The following is a 17105-nucleotide window of genomic DNA, read 5'->3' as shown; positions in this document are numbered from 1 at the left end:
TGTCCCTCCCCTCACCGGGCCGTCAGCGTGTTACGGCTTCGGGGTGGCGTGCGGGGCGCAGGTCTGGTCCGTGGCGTCCAGCTTGCCGGTCAGTAGGTAGGCCTCGACCTTGGTGTTGAGGCACGGGTTGACCAGGCCGGTGATGCCGTGCGAGCCGGCGTCCTTCTCCGTGATCAGGCGCGAGCCCTTGAACCGCTTGTGCAGTTCGACGGCACCGGCGTACGGGGTGGCGGCGTCGCGCTCGGACTGGGCGATGAGCACCGGCGGCAGGCCCTTGCCGGTCTTCACCTCGGTCGGGCGCTGGCGCGGCGCGGACCAGGTGGCGCAGGGCAGGTTCATCCATGCGTTGGCCCAGGTCATGAAGGGGTACTGCTTGTGGAGCCGGCTGTTGTCCCGGTCCCACTTCTTCCAGCTGGTCGGCCAGGGGGCGTCGGCGCACTCGACCGCGGTGTAGACGGCGTTGCCGTTCTCCGAAGCGGCGTTGCCGGCGGTGTCGGTCGGGTCCGAGGCCGCGTTGTCGATGAGCGGCTGCGGGTCACCCGCGGCGTACGCGCTCCAGGCCTCGGCCACCGGGGCCCACATGGAGTCGTAGTAGGGGGCGTTCTGGAAGAAGCCGATGAGCTCGGCCGGGCCGACCTTGCCGCCGAGGGGCGCCTTCTTGGCGGCGGCGCGCAGCGTCACCCACTGCTGCTGGACCTCCGCCAGGGTGTCGCCGAGGTGGTAGGTGGCGTCGTTCTGGGCGACCCAGGTCATCCAGTCCTTGAGGCGGCCCTCGAAGGCGATGTCCTGGTCGAGGTTGACCTCGTACCAGACCTTGCGCGTCGACGGGTTCACGACGCTGTCGAGGACCATGCGGCGGACGTGGGTCGGGAAGAGGGTGCCGTAGACCGCGCCGAGGTAGGTGCCGTAGGAGACGCCGACGAAGTTGAGCTTCTTCTCGCCGAGGGCGGCGCGGATGACGTCGAGGTCACGCGCGGTGTTGGGCGTGTTCATGAAGGGCAGCATGTCGCCGCTCTTCTCGGCGCAGCCCTTGGCGTACTCGGCGGCGAGCTTGCGCTGCGCACGCTTGTCGGCCTCGCTGTCGGGGACCGGGTCGAGCTTGGGGCCCTTGACGAACTCGCTCGGGTCGACGCAAGAGATGGGGGCCGACTTGCCGACGCCGCGCGGGTCGAAGCCCACGAAGTCGTAGGCCTTGGCGGCGCCCGCCCAGATCGCGTTCTTGGTGGTGACCCGGCGCGGGAAGCGGAGGCCGGAGCCGCCGGGGCCGCCCGGGTTGTAGAGGAGCGCGCCCTGGCGCTCGGCGGGGGTGCCGGTGGCGTTGATCCGGTCGACCGCGATCTTGATCTTCTTGCCGTTGGGCTTCGCGTAGTCGACGGGGACGGTGACCCAGCCGCACTGGATCGGCTTCTCGAGGCCCCAGTCGGCCGGACAGTCCTGCCAGTCGATGCCCGCCTGGGCGGCCCGCGCCGCTGCGACGGCGACGCCGATCGACTCGGCGTCGCGCAGGTGGCGGTTGCTGTCGGCGTTCGCGGCCGGGGCCGCGAGGGCGCCCGCGACGAGCGTGCCCGCTATCAGGGTGCCGGCCGAGCCGAGCATTGCCGTACGTCTCAACGTGTACTCCCCCAAGATGAGCGCCACCCCCCGTGGCGGCGCCGTGTGTTGGCTGTCCGGGGGATCCTTTCGTCCCGGAGGCACCCGATGAAAGGGCGAACACGTGTTTCTTTGCCGAACCAATAACCGGTGAACGGTGTACCGCTGAGCGGTGACCTCTCGACGGACGCACAGAGTCGGTCATAACCCGTCAGAACGGGGCGAGTTCCGACAGAGCGGTGTCGAGCAGACGCCGGACCGCGAGAGCGTCGGGGGCGACGACGGTGGCGAGGGCCGCGGGTCCGGCGAGCGGCGTGACGGCGGCGTGCTCGCCGAGCAGCCGCGGCCGCACCGGCTTCTCCGCGAACGCCGGGTCGACGACGAGGAGCTGCCCGGTGGCCCGATGGCCGCCGAGGACCGCGCCGCCGTCCCAGCCACCGGGGGCGCCGGGGCCGAAGGCCAGCTCCTGGTCGAGGAGGGGGCGCCCGGCGCGCCGGACGGTGAGGCGGGTGACGAGGGTGCCGGACGGTTCGCCGTGCCGGCCGAGGATCTGCTCCTCACGGAGGACCAGCCGGGCCGTGGCGGCGAGCTCGACGACGGTCCGCATCCGCAGGTGGGAGCCGTGCACGGAGACCACCTGCTCGGGCAGCCAGCGGAGCACCCCGTCCTCACCGACGGCGATCCGGACGTCGTACGCGGCCGGCTCGGCGCTCCGGCCCGGCAGGGCGAGGGTGGCGGCGGCCGAGTCGACCAGGAGCCTGGCCCCGTCCCGTACCTCGGCCTCGACGGCGAGCCGGTCACCGCCGAGGGGCGCGCTCATCGCCCCGACGACGGTGACCCGGGCGTACGGACCGGAGGCCCTGGTCCGGCGCAGGGCGAGGGGCCCGTCGCTCACGAGCAGCGGCAGGCCCCCGTCGGCGGCGGCGGCGATCCGGGCGGTGGCGCGCAGGCTCACGCGGTCCATGCCCCGAGCTGGGCCCGGACCCAGTCGGCGACCGGGGCGACGCCGTGCTCGCCGCGCAGCGAGGTGAAGGCGACGGGCAGTTCGCCGCGCTGCTCCTTGGCGTCGCGTGCCATCCGCTCCAGGTCGGAGCCCACGTACGGGGCGAGGTCGGTCTTGTTGACGACGAGGAGGTCGGCGGTGGTGACGCCGGGGCCGCCCTTGCGCGGGATGTCGTCGCCGCCTGCCACGTCGATGACGAAGATCTGCGCGTCGACGAGTCCCTTGGAGAAGGTGGCGGTGAGGTTGTCGCCGCCGGACTCGATGAGGATGAGGTCGAGCGGGCCGACGCCCTTGGAGGAAAACGCGGCCTCGAGCTCCTCGACGGCTTCGAGGTTGGCGGAGATGTCGTCGCGGATGGCGGTGTGCGGGCAGGCGCCGGTCTCCACGGCCTGGATCCGCTCGGGCGGCAGGACGGCGTTGCGGAGCAGGAACTCGGCGTCCTCGCGGGTGTAGATGTCGTTGGTGACGACCGCGAGGGAGAGGGTGTCGCGCAGGACCCGGCAGAGGGCGGCGACGGTGGCGGTCTTGCCCGAGCCGACCGGTCCGCCGAGCCCGATGCGCAGGGCGCGGCGGGTGCCGTCGGGACGGTGGGCGTCGGCGGAGACGGCGCCGTGGTGGGTGTGGCCGTGGTCGAGGTGCATGGAGCGGCTCCAGTGGTTCTCAGGATGCGAAGAGGCGGACGGGCCAGGACGCGTGCTGTTCGGCGGCGATGTCGAGGAGGGGCGCGGAGGCCGCGGGCAGGGCGTCGACGCCCTGCCGGGCGGCGCGCGCGGCTTCCCCGGCGACCAGGTCCATGGCCGGGGCGAGGCGGGCGAGGACGGCGGTGGCCTGGAAGGGGTCCAGGCTCAGCAGTCGGACCGTGGCGGTGGCGGGACCGCTGACGGTCTCGTACGCGACGCAGTGCGCGGCGTCCTCGGGGCCGAGCCCGGCGGCGCGGGCGGTGACGCCGAGGACGACGGGCTGATGGGCGCCGCGCGGGAACGCGGTGGCGAGCGCGTCGAGTTCGGCGCAGGGCCAGGTGGCGCGCGCCGCCCGCATCATCTGCCGGCCGAGCTTGCGGGCGGCGGCGCGCAGGGCGGGCGAGGGGGTGCGGGCGTCGGCGGCCGCGTCGAGTTCGCCCGGGTCGAGTCCGTGCGCGGCTCCGGCGGCGAGCGCGGCGGAGGTGAGTCCGGTGGTGTGCAGCCGGCCCCGGCAGAAGGCTTCCAGTCCGGCCGCGTCCTTGATGCGGCCGGCCTTGACGGCGGCCTCGGCGCCGCCGGAGTGGGCGTGTCCGCCGGCGGGGAACCGCCCGTCGGCGAGCACCAGGAGTGCGGCACGACTCGTCATCAGAAGAGGAAGTAGCGCTGGGCCATGGGCAGTTCGACGGCGGGGGCGGGTTCGACCGCTTCGCCGTCGATCGTGACCGTGAAGGTGTCGGCGTCGACCTCGACCCGGGGCATCGCGTCGTTCTCCCGCATGTCCGCCTTGGACACCCGGCGGGTGCTGCCGATCGCGGTGAACTCCTTGTGCACGCCGAGCCGTTGGGTGATGTCGTCCTCGATGGCGGCCTGGGCGACGAAGTTGACCGAGCCGGCCGCCGCCGCCTTGCCGAGCGCGCCGAACATCGGCCGGGGCAGGATGGGTTGGGGGGTGGGGATGGAGGCGTTGGCGTCGCCCATCTGCGCGTAGGCGATCTGGCCGCCCTTGAGGACGGTGAGCGGCTTCACCCCGAAGAAGGCGGGCTCCCACAACACCAGGTCGGCGAGTTTGCCGGGTTCGACGGAGCCGATGAGATGGTCCATGCCCTGGGCGACGGCCGGGTTGATCGTGTACTTGGCGACGTAGCGGCGCGCGCGGTGGTTGTCGGCGCGGCCGTCCCCGGGCAGGGCGCCGCGTCGCTTCTTCATGACGTGTGCGGTCTGCCAGGTGCGCATGACCACCTCGCCGATACGGCCCATGGCCTGGGAGTCGGAGGAGATGATCGAGATGGCACCCAGGTCGTGGAGGACGTCCTCGGCGGCGATGGTGGAGGGCCGGATCCGGGACTCGGCGAAGGCGAGGTCCTCGGGGACGGCCGGGTTGAGGTGGTGGCAGACCATCAGCATGTCGAGGTGTTCCTCGATGGTGTTGACGGTGTGCGGCCGGGTCGGGTTGGTCGAGCTGGGCAGGATGTACGGCTCCGAGACCACCGTGATGATGTCGGGCGCGTGCCCGCCGCCCGCGCCCTCCGTGTGGTACGCGTGGACGGTGCGCCCGGCGATGGCGGCGAGGGTGTCGCCGACGAAGCCGGCCTCGTTCAGGGTGTCGGTGTGGATGGCGAGCTGGGCGCCCGTCTCCTCGCACACGCCCAGGCAGGCGTCGATGACGGCGGGGGTGGCACCCCAGTCCTCGTGGATCTTGAACCCGAGGGCTCCGCCGCGCAGTTGGGAGTGCATGGCCTCCCGGGACATGGTGTTGCCCTTGCCGAGCAGACCGATGTTGACGGGGAAGGTGTCGAGGGCCTCGAACATCCTGGCCGTGTGCCAGGGGCCGGGGGTGACCGTGGTCGCCTTGGTGCCCTCGGCCGGTCCCGTACCGCCGCCGACGAGGGTGGTGACTCCGGTGGCGAGGGCCTGCTCGACGACGGTCGGCGAGATGAAGTGGACGTGGGCGTCGACGGCACCGGCGGTGACGATCCGGCCGTTGCCGACGATGATCTCGGTCTCGGGGCCGATCACGAGGCCGGGGTGGACACCGTCCATGGTGTCGGGGTTGCCGGCCTTGCCGAGGGCGGTGATCCGGCCGTCCCGGATGCCGATGTCGGCCTTGACGATGCCCCAGTGGTCGATGATCACGGCGCCGGTGATCACGGTGTCGGGGGCGCCCTCGGCGCGGGTGGTGCGGGCCTGGCCCATGGACTCGCGGATGACTTTGCCGCCGCCGAAGACGGCCTCGTCGCCGGCGCGGCCGGGGCCGCCGCTGCGGTCCTCCTCGATCTCGACGAGAAGATCGGTGTCGGCGAGCCGGATGCGGTCGCCGGTGGTGGGGCCGAACAGGTCGGCGTAGACGGCGCGGTGCAGGTCAGGCACGGTCGGCCCCCTCGGCCTCGGTGGATTCGTCGGCCTCGGTGGATTCGTCGGCCCGGTCGGCCGCGTGGTCCGTCGTGTCGAGCGGGCCCGCCGTTCCGCCGCGCAGGCCGGGCACGATCCGTCGGCCGGCGAGCGGGACGAGTTCGACCTCGACGGGGATGCCCGGCTCGAAGCGGACGGCGGTGCCGGCGGCGATGTGCAGCCGCTGCCCGTGCGCGGCGGCGCGGTCGAAGTCCAGGCCGGGGTTGACCTCGGCGAAGTGGTAGTGGGAGCCGACCTGGACGGGCCGGTCGGCGGCGTTGAGCACGGTCAGACGCGTGACGGGGCGCCCCTCGTTGAGGGCGACGGGGCCGTCCGCGTACAGGATCTCTCCGGGGATCATCGGCGCGGCCCGTTCAGACGATGGGGTCGTGGACGGTGACGAGCTTGGTGCCGTCGGGGAAGGTGGCCTCGACCTGGACGTCGTGGATCATCTCGGGGATGCCGTCCATGACCTCGTCGCGGGTGAGCACCTTGCGCCCCGAGGCCATGAGCTCGGCGACGGTACGACCGTCCCGGGCGCCTTCGAGGATGTGGGAGGTGAGGAGGGCGACGGCCTCGGGGTGGTTGAGACGCACACCCCGGGCCAGGCGCTTGGCGGCCACGTCCGCGGCCACATGGATGAGCAGGCGTTCCTGTTCGTGCGGGCTCAGTTGCACTCTTCCACCTCACAGTCGTCGACCGGGACACCCGGACAGCTGCGGACCCTACCGACCGTCAACACCTTGTTGAACTGCGGAGATGCGGCACGCGGCCAGACATTGCACGTTAGGGCGGAAGTTTTTCCGGCTCGTTAACTGCGCCTTTGCTCTTTCATGATCGTCGGACCGGATCGACCGACATGGACATCAGGCCGCGGAGCCCGTCCTCCAGGACGTCGACGGCGACGTCGCCGAAAAGGGCCTGCTGGGCGATGAAGCCCTGGACGACGGCGATCAGCGTGCGGGCCACATGGTCGGCGGGGACGTCGGCGGACAGGATGCCGCTCTCCTTGTAGAGGGTGACCAGGTCCGCCCAGACGACGCGCATGCCGTTGTAGCCCTCCGAGAGGGTCCGCGCGAGCTGCTCGTTGCGGAGGGTCTCCGTCCAGACCTGGATGATCAGGCGTGCGAAGGCCTGCCGGTCGGCACCCTCGATCCGCTCCTCGAGGAAGAGCCGGAGCACCGCGCCGATCAGTACGTCGGGGGTGGGCGGCGGCGTGGTCCTGGACGCCTCCTCGAAGGCGCCCCTGATCCCGGCGAAGGCCTCGGTCGCGATGGCCGCGATGATCTCGTCCTTGCCGCGGAAGTAGCGGTAGACCGCGCCGGCCGACAGGCCGACCTCGCTGAGCACGTCCTGCATCGAGGTGGCGTGGAAGCCGTTGCGGGCGAAGCAGCGCGCCGCGCCGTCGAGGATCTGGCGCCGCCGGGCGTCGAGGTGTTCCTGGGAGACACGAGCCATGTCCCGAACTTAAAACGAATATTCATTCTTGACAACTTCCGAAGCCCGCAGGACAGTGAGGGACATATAAAAACGAACGATCCTTCTCTTTGAATCGAGGACGCCATGTCCGCCAACGCCACCGCCGTCGGCGCAGGGCGCAGGACCATCGCGGTGATGGTGCTGATCCCCGTCGTCGTCGCCCTGACCCTCTGGGCCTTCGCGTGGCCCGCGGCCCGGACGGCACCCCGCGACCTGCCGATCGGCGTCGCGGGTCCCGCCACGGTGGTCACCGCCCTGGAACAGGACCTCGCCCGGCACGAGGGGGCCTTCGAGGTCCACCGCTACGCGGACGAGGCAGCGGCCCGCGCCGCGATAGAGGACCGCCATGTATACGGAGCGGTGGTCGTGACCCCCGGCGGTACGCAACTCCTGACCGCCTCGGCGGCGAGCCCCGTGGTGGCCGGACTGCTGCGGGAGGCCGTGACCGCACAGGCCCCGGAGGGCACGAGGATCCCGGTCACGGATGTGGTCGCCGCCCCGGCGGGCGACCCGCGCGGGGCCGTACTCGCCTCCAGTCTGCTGCCGCTCGCCCTGGCCGGAGCGGCGGCAGGCGTCGTCACGACCCTCCTCGGCCTGCGCGGCGGGCGCGCGGTGGCCGCCCTCGCCGGCGCCGCGGCGCTCGCGGGCGCCGTCGGCGCGGCCCTCGCCCACAGCTGGCTCGGCGCGCTGGGCGGGAACTGGTGGGCCGAGGCCGGGATCCTGAGCCTCACCGTCCTGGCGATCGGCTCGACGTTCGCCGGGCTCGCGGCCCTCGTCGGAAAGCCGGGCCTCGGGCTCGGGGCGCTGCTGATGATCCTGCTCGGCAACCCGTTCTCAGGCGTGTCGAGCGCACCGGAACTCCTGCCGACCGCCGTGGGCACCCTCGGCCAGTGGCTGCCGCCGGGCGCCGCGGGCTCGGCCCTCCGGTCCGTCTCCTCCTTCGAGGGCGCGGCGGCGGGTGGACCGCTCCTCGTCCTCACCCTCTGGGCGGCGGCGGGTCTCACGGCGACCGCGATCGGGGCCCGGAGGCGCACCGACCCCGTGGAGTCAGCGCCCGTGGCGGCGGCGCCGATTCCGGCGCGCGCGGGCTGATCCGGACCACCGAGCCCGTACGCGCGAAAAGACGGCCGCGTGCCCCCGCTGTAGCGGACGGGGGCACGCGGCTTTTCCGTGCGTGCCGGTGGAGACGGGGAGCGGGGGGCGGCCGGGCGGGTCCGCCGGACAGGCCCTAGGAGACGCCGGGCTCGCGGTGGTGGGCGGCGATGCCGAAGCGGCGCTGTTCGCCGGTAGCGGAGTCGAGGGAGTGGAGGCCGGAGACCGAGCTGATCACCTGCTCGTCGGCGGGCTTCTCGGCCGCCTCGAGTTCCTCCAGGTCAGCGGCGGAGACCAGGGCGACCAGCGGCTTCCCGTGGCGGGTGACGACGACGCGCTCGCCGCCGTACACGACGCGGTTGATCAGGTCGGCGAGCTCGGCTCGCGCTTGCGTCACCGGGATCTCGTAGGTCATGCTCCCCATCTTACGGGCTGTACGTCCTGTACATTTTTTACAGATGGAGGTACCCGCCATGGATGCTCGCTACGTCCTGCCCGAGTTCACGGAGCGCACCAGCTACGGAACCCGGACCCTCGACCCCTACTCGAAGCTCCTCTCGAACCGGATCGTCTTCCTCGGGACGCCGATCGACGAGACCTCGGCCAACGACGTCATCGCCCAGTTCCTGTACCTGGACCACGCGGGCCCCGAACAGGACGTCTCGCTCTACATCAACTCCCCCGGCGGCTCGATCAGCGCCATGACCGCGATCTACGACACGATGCGCTCGCTCCACTGCGACGTGGAGACCACCTGCCTGGGCCAGGCCGTCTCCACCGCCGCCGTGCTGCTCTCCGCCGGCACCCCGGGCAAGCGCATGATGCTGCCGGGCGCCCGGATCACCCTCCGGCAGCCCGCCATGGACGAGCCGCTCCAGGGCCAGCCGAGCGACCTCGACATCCACGCCCGTGAACTGCTCCGCCTCCGCGCGCTGATGGCGGGGATGCTCACCGAGCACACGGGACGGGACCGGGAGCGCGTCGACGCCGACCTCGACCGCCTCACGGTCCTGGACGCGCCGGCGGCGGTCGCGTACGGCCTGGTGGACCACGTGATCACGAACCGGCGCGCGGGCGCCGGCGGCACGGCGGGGTGAGCCGGCCATGGTTCCCGAGCTGCCGCCGCTGCCCGCACTGACCCGCGCCGAGAGTGAACTCGTCGACGCCTACCTCGAAGTGGTCGACCTCCTCGGGAAGATCAATCCATCCAGGGGCATGCATACCTATGGCGCACTGCGCGCGGCACAAGCCCTGGTGGGGCGGACGGAGGCACTTCTCCAGGCCCTGACGCTCATGCATATGCGGGGCGAGAGCGAGGTGCACGCGGACACTTTGGCGCGTGCGCTCAGGGTGTTGGACGGCGAGCGCCGGGCCGACCGCGTCACCGTCCCGCGCACTCGGGCGAGTTGACATATCCGCGTGTCGTGTCGAGGTCCGGACGGCCGACACGCACCGCAGAATCACTCCCCCGTTCGGCGTAGTCGACGAGTCGACATATGTGCCGGGCGAGTTGCGCAACAGGTGTACACATCTAGCGGAATGGGACGTTCCACCGCTGGTGCGGGGCTCGTAGGCCAAACCTCCGAAGATCACAAAGGCTCCCTGTCCACCCGTATGGATCAGTCGTGAGGAGCCTCACATATCGCCGTTTCAGCTCGGATTTCGACCTGTGTGTGGGTCAAGATCCCTGTCGACGACAAGCCCCCGCCACCGCGGCGGGGCGGTCCGGGCGGACGCCGAGTCCTGCCGCTGTCCCGGACGTCTGGTCGACAGGATTGGATCGGCAGGAGTGGAGGACCCGATTTTTACGGGGCGTACGCGCTGTTCCGGCAGCGAGGCCGTCCCTTGGGGTGAAGCCGCGTCAGCGGCCGGGCATCTTCGCCAGCCCGAACCCGACAGGTCATCCTTCGCAGGCGGCTGACGAAGGGTTGCGCATGACTGCGCAGATGCACGTCCCGTCCCTGCTGTCCCGGGCCGGAGCCGTCTCGGCTCTCACCCTCGCCGCCGTCGGCGGCACGCTGTTCGCACCCGGTGCGGCAACGGAGGCCCAGGCAGCCACCACGCACGCGAACAAGGCACTGAGCGTCGCCGCGTCCAAGAAGGGAGCCCCGTACCGGTACGGGAGCACCGGACCCTCGAGGTTCGACTGCTCCGGTCTGACGCTCTACGCGTACAAGAAGGCGGGCAAGTCGCTGCCCCGCACCGCGCAGCAGCAGTACAACAAGACCCGGCACATCTCCGCCTCCACCAGGCAGAAGGGGGACCTGGTCTTCTTCCACTCCGGCGGGAGGGTCTACCACGTGGGCATCTACGCCGGCAGCGGCAAGATCTGGCACTCGCCCAAGACGGGTTCATGGGTGAAGCTCGACAGGATCTGGTCGTCGAAGGTCTACTACGGCCGCGTCCGCTGATCAGGCGGCGGTAGCGGTTCGTCCGTGAGGGGTGCGGTGGCGCCGCCGTACCTCTGACCGACAGAAGGACCTAACAGCTGGCCACGGGGGCCACGGTCCACGGAAGAGTGATCCAGACCGTCTTACCGCCGTCCTCGGTCGGCGTGACCGACAGACGGCCGCCGGCTTCGGCGGCGAGGACGCGGATGATGACCATGCCGCGGCCGTTGTCCTGCTGGACCGCCGCCGGGAGGCGGCGCGGCCGGCGCGGATGGCTGTCGGTGACGCCGATGTGGAGCCGCTCCTCGCGCTCCAGGCGGACGTCGACCGTGAAGGTGGGCGACTGGCCGAGGGTGTGCAGGACGGCGTTGGTGGCCAGTTCGGAGACGATCAGCCGGATCGAGTCCGCGATCTCCGCGGCATCGTGCAGGCCCCAGCCCATGAGTACGTCCGCGACGTAGCGCCGGGCCGTGGGGACCGAGGCGGGTTCGCTCGGCAGCGTGACGGATGCTTCCTGGTGATCTGCCATGGCGACGCTGTCCCTTTCCCACCGGGGCCACCGCCCCGGATTGCGCTTCGCGTCAGAGTGCCACCGATCGTGCCGCGCCGTGCGGCGTTCCACCAAGATATGTCCCCATCTGTCGCCCGAAGCGGTGAACTCTGCTGCCCGGGAACGCTCTTGGTCCTACCCTGCTTCGGGCGCGGTGCGCAGGATCGTCCCTACCGCGTGCTCGATCTGCGCGTCGGACAGATCGGCGCGGGCCGTGAGCCGCAGCCGCGAGATGCCGTCGGGGACGGACGGGGGCCGGAAGCAGCCGACCGCCAGACCCTGTTCGCGGCAGTCCGCCGCCCAGCCCAGGGCCGCCTCCGGCGAGGGTGCGCGCACCGAGACGACGGCCGCGTCGGGCCGGGCCGCCGTGAGACCGGCCTCGGTGAGCAGCCGGTACAGCGTGGTCGCGACGGTACGGGCCCGCCCGGCGAGGCCCGGTTCGGCCCGGATCAGACGCAGGCTCGCGAGGGCGCCGCCCGCGGCGGCCGGGGCGAGACCGGTGTCGAAGATGAAGGTGCGGGCCGCGTTCACCAGGTGCTCGATCACCCGGGCCGGGCCGAGCACGGCACCGCCCTGGCTGCCGAGGGACTTGGAGAGGGTCAGGGTGGCGACGACGTCCTCGTCGCCCGCGAGTCCGGCCTCGTGGAGGGCGCCCCGACCGCCTTCGCCGAGGACGCCGAAGCCATGGGCGTCGTCCACCACAAGTCCGGCGCCGTGCGCGCGGCAGGCTTCCGCGAGCTCCGGCAGCGGGGCCTTGTCGCCGTCGACGGAGAAGACGGAGTCGCTGACGACCAGGGCCCGCCGCCCGGGGTGCGCGCCGAGGGTCTTGCGTACGGCCTCGGGTTCGGTGTGCGGCACGACGGCCGTCTCGGCGCGGGCCAGGCGGCAGCCGTCCACGATCGAGGCGTGGTTGGAGGCGTCGGAGACGATCAGGGAGTCGCGGCCGCCGAGCGCGGTGAGCGCGGCCAGGTTGGCGGTGTAGCCGGAGGAGAAGACGAGGGCCGCCTCGAATCCGCAGAACTCGGCGAGCTCACGCTCGAGCCGGGTGTGCAGCCGGGTGGTGCCGGTGACGAGCCGCGAGCCGGTGGAGCCGGCGCCCCAGCGCCTCGCCGCCTCGGCCGCCGCCTCGGTGACCTCCGGGCGGCGGGTGAGGCCCAGGTAGTCGTTGCCCGCCAGGTCGAGCAGGTCCGACTCGGCGGCCCGTGGCCGCAGCGTACGGACGAGACCGGCGTCCGCCCGGCGGCGCGCCTCGGCGTCGGTCCAGTCGAACGCGGTACGGCGGGGGCCCGCGGCCCGTGCGTCGTCGGCCTGTGGCATTCGGCGATCCTTTTGTAGGCAGCGCACAGACCCTAACCGGAGGATGCCGAGGTCGGGATGTGGTCATCCACACACCTCTATCCGGGGCGTTTGTTCGGATCCTCCTTGGCCCGGGGGTGGGCGGTAGGCAAGGATCAGCCCTTATGGACCTGCTGAACACGCTGGTGGAGAAGGGGCTGCGGCGCGAGCTGCCGACCCGTGAAGAAGCGCTCGCCGTCCTGGCGACCTCCGACGACGAACTGCTCGATGTGGTGGCGGCGGCCGGCAAAGTGCGCCGTCAGTGGTTCGGGCGGCGGGTGAAGCTCAACTACCTGGTGAACCTGAAGTCGGGCCTGTGCCCCGAGGACTGCTCGTACTGCTCGCAGCGGCTCGGCTCCAAGGCCGAGATCCTCAAGTACACCTGGCTGAAGCCGGACGAGGCCTCCGAGGCCGCCGCCGCGGGTGTCGCGGGCGGGGCCAAGCGGGTCTGTCTGGTCGCGAGCGGACGCGGTCCGACGGACCGGGACGTCGAGCGGGTCGGCAGGACCATCGAGGCCATCAAGGAGCAGAACGAGGGCGTCGAGGTGTGCGCCTGTCTGGGTCTGCTCTCGGACGGCCAGGCGGAGCGGCTGAAGGACGCCGGCGCCGACGCGTACAACCACAACCTGAACACGTCCGAGGCGACGTACGCCGGGATCACCAAGACCCACACGTACGCGGACCGGGTGGACACCGTGCAGAAGGCGCACGCCGCCGGTCTGTCGGCCTGCTCGGGTCTGATCGCGGGCATGGGCGAGACCGACGAGGACCTCGTCGACGTCGTGTACGCGCTGCGCGAGCTCGACTCGGACTCGGTGCCGGTCAACTTCCTCATCCCCTTCGAGGGGACGCCGCTCGCCAAGGAGTGGAACCTCACCCCGCAGCGCTGCCTGCGGATCCTGGCGATGGTGCGGTTCGTCTGCCCCGACGTCGAGGTGCGGATCGCGGGCGGCCGTGAGGTGCACCTGCGCTCGATGCAGCCGCTCGCGCTGAACATCGCGAACTCGATCTTCCTCGGCGACTACCTGACGAGCGAGGGCCAGGCCGGCCAGGCCGACCTGGACATGATCGCGGACGCGGGCTTCGAGGTGGAGGGCGCGGGCACGACGACGCTCCCGAAGCACCGGGCGGACGCGCTCGCCGCGGCGGGCGGCGGCTGCGGTTCCCAGGCGTCGGCGGGCTGCGGCTCGCACGACGCGGCGGAGGGCGCGGGCTGCGGTTCGCACGCCGAGGCCGGTGGCGGCTGCGGTCCGTGCGGCGGTCACGCGCAGACGGCCCCCTCGGCCGAGCCCGCCGCCGAGCCCGCGAGCGAGGTGCCGGGTGCGCGTCCCGACCTCGTGGCGGTGCGCCGCCGTGGTGCCGGGACGGAGCTCGCCCCGAATGCGTAACGACGAACTGCTCGCCCTCGACCGGGCGCACGTCTGGCATCCGTACGGGCCCATGCCGGGACGTACGGAGCCGCTGGTCGTCGAGTCCGCGTCGGGTGTCCGGCTCCGGCTCGCCGAACCGGTGCACGGCCAGGCCGAGTTGATCGACGGCATGTCCTCGTGGTGGTCGGCGCTGCACGGCTACAACCACCCCGTCCTCAACGAGGCGGCGCACGGCCAGCTGGACCGGATGAGCCACGTCATGTTCGGCGGGCTCACCCATGAGCCGGCCGTGCGGCTCGCCACCCGCCTGGTCGAGATCACCCCGGAACCCCTCCAGCACGTCTTCCTCAGCGACTCCGGCTCGGTCTCCGTCGAGGTCGCGGCCAAGATGTGTCTGCAGTACTGGCGCTCGGTGGGCCGGCCCGGCAAGCAGCTCCTGATGACCTGGCGCGGCGGCTACCACGGGGACACCTGGCAGCCGATGTCGCTGTGCGACCCCGAGGGCGGGATGCACGAGCTGTGGTCGGGCGTGCTCCAGCGCCAGGTCTTCGTCGACGCGCCGCCGGTCACGTACGAGGAGTCGTACGCCCGGATGCTGCGGGAGCAGATCGCGCTCCACGCGGACGAGGTCGCCGCGGTGATCGTGGAGCCGGTGGTGCAGAACGCGGGCGGGATGCGGTTCCACCCGCCCGAGTACCTGCGCGTCCTCCGCGAGGCCTGCGACGAGCACGGGGTCCTCCTGATCTTCGACGAGATCGCGACCGGCTTCGGCCGTACGGGCACGCTGTTCGGCGCCGACCAGGCCGGTGTCTCGCCCGACGTGATGTGTGTGGGCAAGGCGCTGACGGGCGGTTACCTGTCGATGGCGGCCACGCTCTGCACGACGGAGATCGCCGAGGGCATCTCGCGCGGCGAGGTTCCCGTCCTGGCGCACGGTCCGACCTTCATGGGCAATCCGCTGGCCTCGGCGGTGGCCTGCGCCTCGATCGACCTGCTGATGTCCCAGGACTGGGCGCTGGAGGTCAAGCGCATCGAGACGGGACTCCGCGAGGGGCTCGCCCCCGCCGCGGAACTCCCCGGTGTGCGCGAGGTGCGGGTGCTCGGCGCCATCGGCGTCGTCCAGCTCGACCACGACGTCGACATGGCCGCGGCCACGGAGGCGGCGGTCCGGGCGGGCGTGTGGCTGCGCCCGTTCCGCGACCTGATCTACACGATGCCGCCGTACGTGACGGGCGACGAGGACCTGGCCCGCATCTGCGCCGCGGTGCGCGCGGCGGCGGTCGCGGGCTGACCGGAAGAGCGGGGAGAACAGTGGGAATCATCGTCGTCAGCGGTACGGGCACGGAGATCGGCAAGACCGTCGTGACCGCCGCCGTCGCCGCCGTCGCCACCGCCGCCGGCCGCACGGTCGCCGTCCTCAAGCCCGCGCAGACCGGCGTCGGGCCGGACGAGCGCGGTGACGCGGACGAGGTCGTCCGGCTCTCCGGCGCCGCGGGCTCCGCCGAGCTGGGCCGTTTCCCGGAGCCGCTGGCCCCGGGGACGGCGGCACGGCGGGCCGGGCTCGCCCCGGTCGGGCCCGCGGAGGTCGCCGAGGCCGCCCGGAAGCTGGCCGCCGAGCACGACCTGGTGCTCGTGGAGGGGGCGGGCGGGCTGCTCGTCCGCTTCGACGAGGAGGGCGGCACCCTCGCGGACGCGGCGGCGCTGCTCGGCGCACCCGTTCTCGTGGTCGTCCCCGCCGGTCTGGGGACGCTCAACTCCACGACCCTGACGGCCGAGGCGCTGCGGGCGCGCGGGATCGAGCAGCTGGGCGTGGTGATCGGCAGCTGGCCGGACGCGCCGGACCTGGCGATGCGCTGCAACCTGGCGGACCTGCCGCAGGAGGCGGACGCGCCGCTCCTCGGGGCCGTACCGGAGGGCTCGGGGTCGCTCGACCCGGCGGAGTTCCGGGCGGCGGCGGGCGGCTGGCTGGGGCCGGCGCTCGGCGGCACGTGGGACGCGGAGGCGTTCCGGGAGCGGTTCGCGGAGCCGTACGCGGGAGCCTCGTAGCGCAGGACGCGGGAGCCTCGGAGCGGCAGGACGCGGGAGCTTCGTGACGCAGGACGCGGGCCCCGTGAAGCTTGACGCGGGAGCCTCGTATCGAGGGACGCGCGTGCCTCCACTCCGTAGGCTGGAGTCATGCGCGCTCACGTTCAGGAGATCGTCTTCGACTGTGCCGATCCGGCCGCTCTGGTCCGGTTCTGGGCAGGGCTCCTCGGCGGTGCTCCGGTCGACCGGAGCGGCGACTGGTCGTACGTGGACCCGCCGGATTTCGTCCGGCTCGCCTTCCAGCGGGTGCCGGAGGGCAAGGCCGTGAAGAACCGCGTCCATCTCGACCTGGAGGTCGAGGACCCGGTCCTGGCCGCCGACGAGGCACTGCCCGCGGGCGCGTCCCGGGTCGGCGGCCTCGTGACGGACGAGCAGGGCTCCTTCCAGGTCATGCGGGACCCGGAGGGCAACGAGTTCTGCTTCGTGACGGGCTGAGGAGGCTCCGATGACACCGCCGAACACTCCGTCACCCGCCTCGTCCGCTTCATCCGCCTCACCCGGCGTCCACCATCCGCTGTTCGCCCGTTTCTACGCCCGGTTCAGCGTCTCCGCCGACACCAAGGGCGGGCTCGGCGAACTGCGGGCGGAGCTGCTCGCCGGGCTGTCCGGCCGGGTGATCGAGATCGGGGCGGGCAACGGGCTGAACTTCGCGCACTACCCGGCCGGTGTCACCGAGGTGGTGGCCCTCGAACCGGAGTCCCGGCTCCGGCGGCTGGCCCAGGAGGCCGCGCTCCGGGCCCCGGTCCCGGTGACCGTGCTCCCGGACACGGCCGAGGCGCTGCCGCTGGAGGACGCCTCCTTCGACGCGGGGGTGGCCTCCCTCGTGCTGTGTACGGTACGGAACCTCCCGCAGGCCCTCGCCGAGCTGCACCGGGTGCTGCGCCCCGGCGCCGAGCTGCGGTTCTTCGAGCACGGCGTGGCCGACACGCCCGGCCTCGCGCGCGTGCAGCGGGGTCTCGACCGGACGGTCTGGCCGCTGCTCTTCGGCGGCTGCCACACCTCCCGCGCCCCGCTCGCGGCGATCGAGGCGGCCGGCTTCACCCTGGGCCCGTACCGTTCGTTCGACGTGCCGGAGAAGGGGCCGCGGCTGCCCTCCTCGCCCTGTGTCCTGGGCGCGGCCCGGCGGTAGCCGCGCCATCTCAC

General features: G+C 72.3%; 20 protein-coding genes and 1 riboswitch. Of the genes, 9 read left to right on the top strand and 11 right to left on the bottom strand.

Annotated features, from left to right (window positions below; all coding sequences use genetic code 11):
• Window positions 1-30 precede the first annotated feature (30 nt).
• From E0F75_RS18785 to E0F75_RS18750, 8 genes are all read right to left on the bottom strand, one after another.
• On the bottom strand, window positions 31-1611 hold the full coding sequence (locus E0F75_RS18785) for an alpha/beta hydrolase (RefSeq protein ID WP_187623669.1): 1581 nt from the start codon (window positions 1609-1611) through the stop codon (window positions 31-33).
• A gap of 190 nt (window positions 1612-1801) precedes the next feature.
• Complete coding sequence (locus E0F75_RS18780; RefSeq protein WP_187623849.1) at window positions 1802-2545, bottom strand: urease accessory protein UreD; 744 nt, start codon at window positions 2543-2545, stop codon at window positions 1802-1804.
• Entirely contained in the window at window positions 2542-3234 is a 693-nt protein-coding gene (gene ureG / locus E0F75_RS18775) for an urease accessory protein UreG (protein ID WP_187623668.1), read from the bottom strand. Before ureG ends, E0F75_RS18780 begins: the two co-directional genes overlap by 4 nt.
• Window positions 3235-3253: 19 nt before the next feature.
• Window positions 3254-3919, bottom strand: a complete 666-nt coding sequence (locus tag E0F75_RS18770) for an urease accessory protein UreF (protein ID WP_187623667.1) — start codon at window positions 3917-3919, stop codon at window positions 3254-3256.
• The gene (locus E0F75_RS18765; RefSeq protein WP_187623666.1) at window positions 3919-5640 is read right to left on the bottom strand and encodes an urease subunit alpha; all 1722 of its coding nucleotides are present in this window, start codon (window positions 5638-5640) and stop codon (window positions 3919-3921) included. Before E0F75_RS18765 ends, E0F75_RS18770 begins: the two co-directional genes overlap by 1 nt.
• On the bottom strand, window positions 5633-6022 hold the full coding sequence (locus tag E0F75_RS18760; RefSeq protein WP_187623665.1) for an urease subunit beta: 390 nt from the start codon (window positions 6020-6022) through the stop codon (window positions 5633-5635). Before E0F75_RS18760 ends, E0F75_RS18765 begins: the two co-directional genes overlap by 8 nt.
• Window positions 6023-6035: 13 nt before the next feature.
• A complete protein-coding gene (locus E0F75_RS18755; RefSeq protein ID WP_030316690.1) occupies window positions 6036-6338 on the bottom strand; it encodes an urease subunit gamma in 303 nt (100 codons plus the stop codon).
• A gap of 154 nt (window positions 6339-6492) precedes the next feature.
• Window positions 6493-7119, bottom strand: a complete 627-nt coding sequence (locus E0F75_RS18750) for a TetR/AcrR family transcriptional regulator (RefSeq protein WP_187623664.1) — start codon at window positions 7117-7119, stop codon at window positions 6493-6495.
• A 105-nt stretch (window positions 7120-7224) separates the two neighbouring features.
• Here E0F75_RS18750 and E0F75_RS18745 point away from each other — a divergent pair, with 105 nt between their 5' ends.
• Window positions 7225-8232, top strand: coding sequence for an ABC transporter permease (locus E0F75_RS18745; RefSeq protein ID WP_187623663.1), 1008 nt, complete (start codon window positions 7225-7227; stop codon window positions 8230-8232).
• Between the two features lie 136 nt (window positions 8233-8368).
• Here the strand turns inward: E0F75_RS18745 and E0F75_RS18740 are convergent, their stop codons facing one another.
• The gene (locus E0F75_RS18740) at window positions 8369-8647 is read right to left on the bottom strand and encodes a type II toxin-antitoxin system Phd/YefM family antitoxin (RefSeq protein WP_030316684.1); all 279 of its coding nucleotides are present in this window, start codon (window positions 8645-8647) and stop codon (window positions 8369-8371) included.
• Between the two features lie 58 nt (window positions 8648-8705).
• Here E0F75_RS18740 and E0F75_RS18735 point away from each other — a divergent pair, with 58 nt between their 5' ends.
• From E0F75_RS18735 to E0F75_RS18725, 3 genes are all read left to right on the top strand, one after another.
• On the top strand, window positions 8706-9329 hold the full coding sequence (locus tag E0F75_RS18735; protein WP_229312729.1) for a ClpP family protease: 624 nt from the start codon (window positions 8706-8708) through the stop codon (window positions 9327-9329).
• Window positions 9330-9336: 7 nt separating this feature from the next.
• Entirely contained in the window at window positions 9337-9642 is a 306-nt protein-coding gene (locus tag E0F75_RS18730) for a hypothetical protein (RefSeq protein ID WP_187623661.1), read from the top strand.
• A 314-nt stretch (window positions 9643-9956) separates the two neighbouring features.
• A riboswitch (cyclic di-AMP (ydaO/yuaA leader) is annotated at window positions 9957-10163 on the top strand.
• Between the two features lie 3 nt (window positions 10164-10166).
• Window positions 10167-10643 (top strand): C40 family peptidase, encoded by a 477-nt coding sequence (locus tag E0F75_RS18725; protein ID WP_073902069.1) that lies wholly within the window; start codon window positions 10167-10169, stop codon window positions 10641-10643.
• 70 nt (window positions 10644-10713) lie between these two features.
• Here E0F75_RS18725 and E0F75_RS18720 read toward each other — a convergent pair whose 3' ends face one another.
• Together E0F75_RS18720 and E0F75_RS18715 are read right to left on the bottom strand one after the other, a co-directional pair.
• Window positions 10714-11151, bottom strand: coding sequence for an ATP-binding protein (locus tag E0F75_RS18720; RefSeq protein WP_187623660.1), 438 nt, complete (start codon window positions 11149-11151; stop codon window positions 10714-10716).
• 156 nt (window positions 11152-11307) lie between these two features.
• A complete protein-coding gene (locus E0F75_RS18715) occupies window positions 11308-12489 on the bottom strand; it encodes an 8-amino-7-oxononanoate synthase (protein WP_187623659.1) in 1182 nt (393 codons plus the stop codon).
• A 143-nt stretch (window positions 12490-12632) separates the two neighbouring features.
• Here E0F75_RS18715 and bioB point away from each other — a divergent pair, with 143 nt between their 5' ends.
• The 5 genes from bioB (at window position 12633) to E0F75_RS18690 (ending at window position 17091) form a co-directional block, all read left to right on the top strand.
• A complete protein-coding gene (gene bioB, locus E0F75_RS18710) occupies window positions 12633-13895 on the top strand; it encodes a biotin synthase BioB (protein ID WP_187623658.1) in 1263 nt (420 codons plus the stop codon).
• The gene (locus E0F75_RS18705; RefSeq protein ID WP_187623657.1) at window positions 13888-15168 is read left to right on the top strand and encodes an adenosylmethionine--8-amino-7-oxononanoate transaminase; all 1281 of its coding nucleotides are present in this window, start codon (window positions 13888-13890) and stop codon (window positions 15166-15168) included. The genes bioB and E0F75_RS18705 overlap by 8 nt, the downstream gene beginning before the upstream one ends.
• Window positions 15169-15188: 20 nt before the next feature.
• Window positions 15189-15923 carry a dethiobiotin synthase gene (gene bioD, locus E0F75_RS18700; protein ID WP_187623656.1) on the top strand — a complete coding sequence of 245 codons (735 nt, stop codon included), beginning with the start codon at window positions 15189-15191 and terminating at the stop codon, window positions 15921-15923.
• A gap of 129 nt (window positions 15924-16052) precedes the next feature.
• A complete protein-coding gene (locus E0F75_RS18695; RefSeq protein WP_187623655.1) occupies window positions 16053-16397 on the top strand; it encodes a VOC family protein in 345 nt (114 codons plus the stop codon).
• A 10-nt stretch (window positions 16398-16407) separates the two neighbouring features.
• Window positions 16408-17091: a class I SAM-dependent methyltransferase gene (locus E0F75_RS18690; RefSeq protein ID WP_187623654.1), complete on the top strand. Its 684-nt coding sequence runs from the start codon at window positions 16408-16410 to the stop codon at window positions 17089-17091.
• The last annotated feature ends 14 nt before the right edge of the window (window positions 17092-17105 follow it).

It is taken from the genome of Streptomyces sp. CB02980 (assembly GCF_014451325.2).
GTDB lineage: Bacteria > Actinomycetota > Actinomycetes > Streptomycetales > Streptomycetaceae > Streptomyces.
Note: the sequence above shows the minus strand (reverse complement) of the source record. Positions and strands in the feature narration are given on the sequence as shown.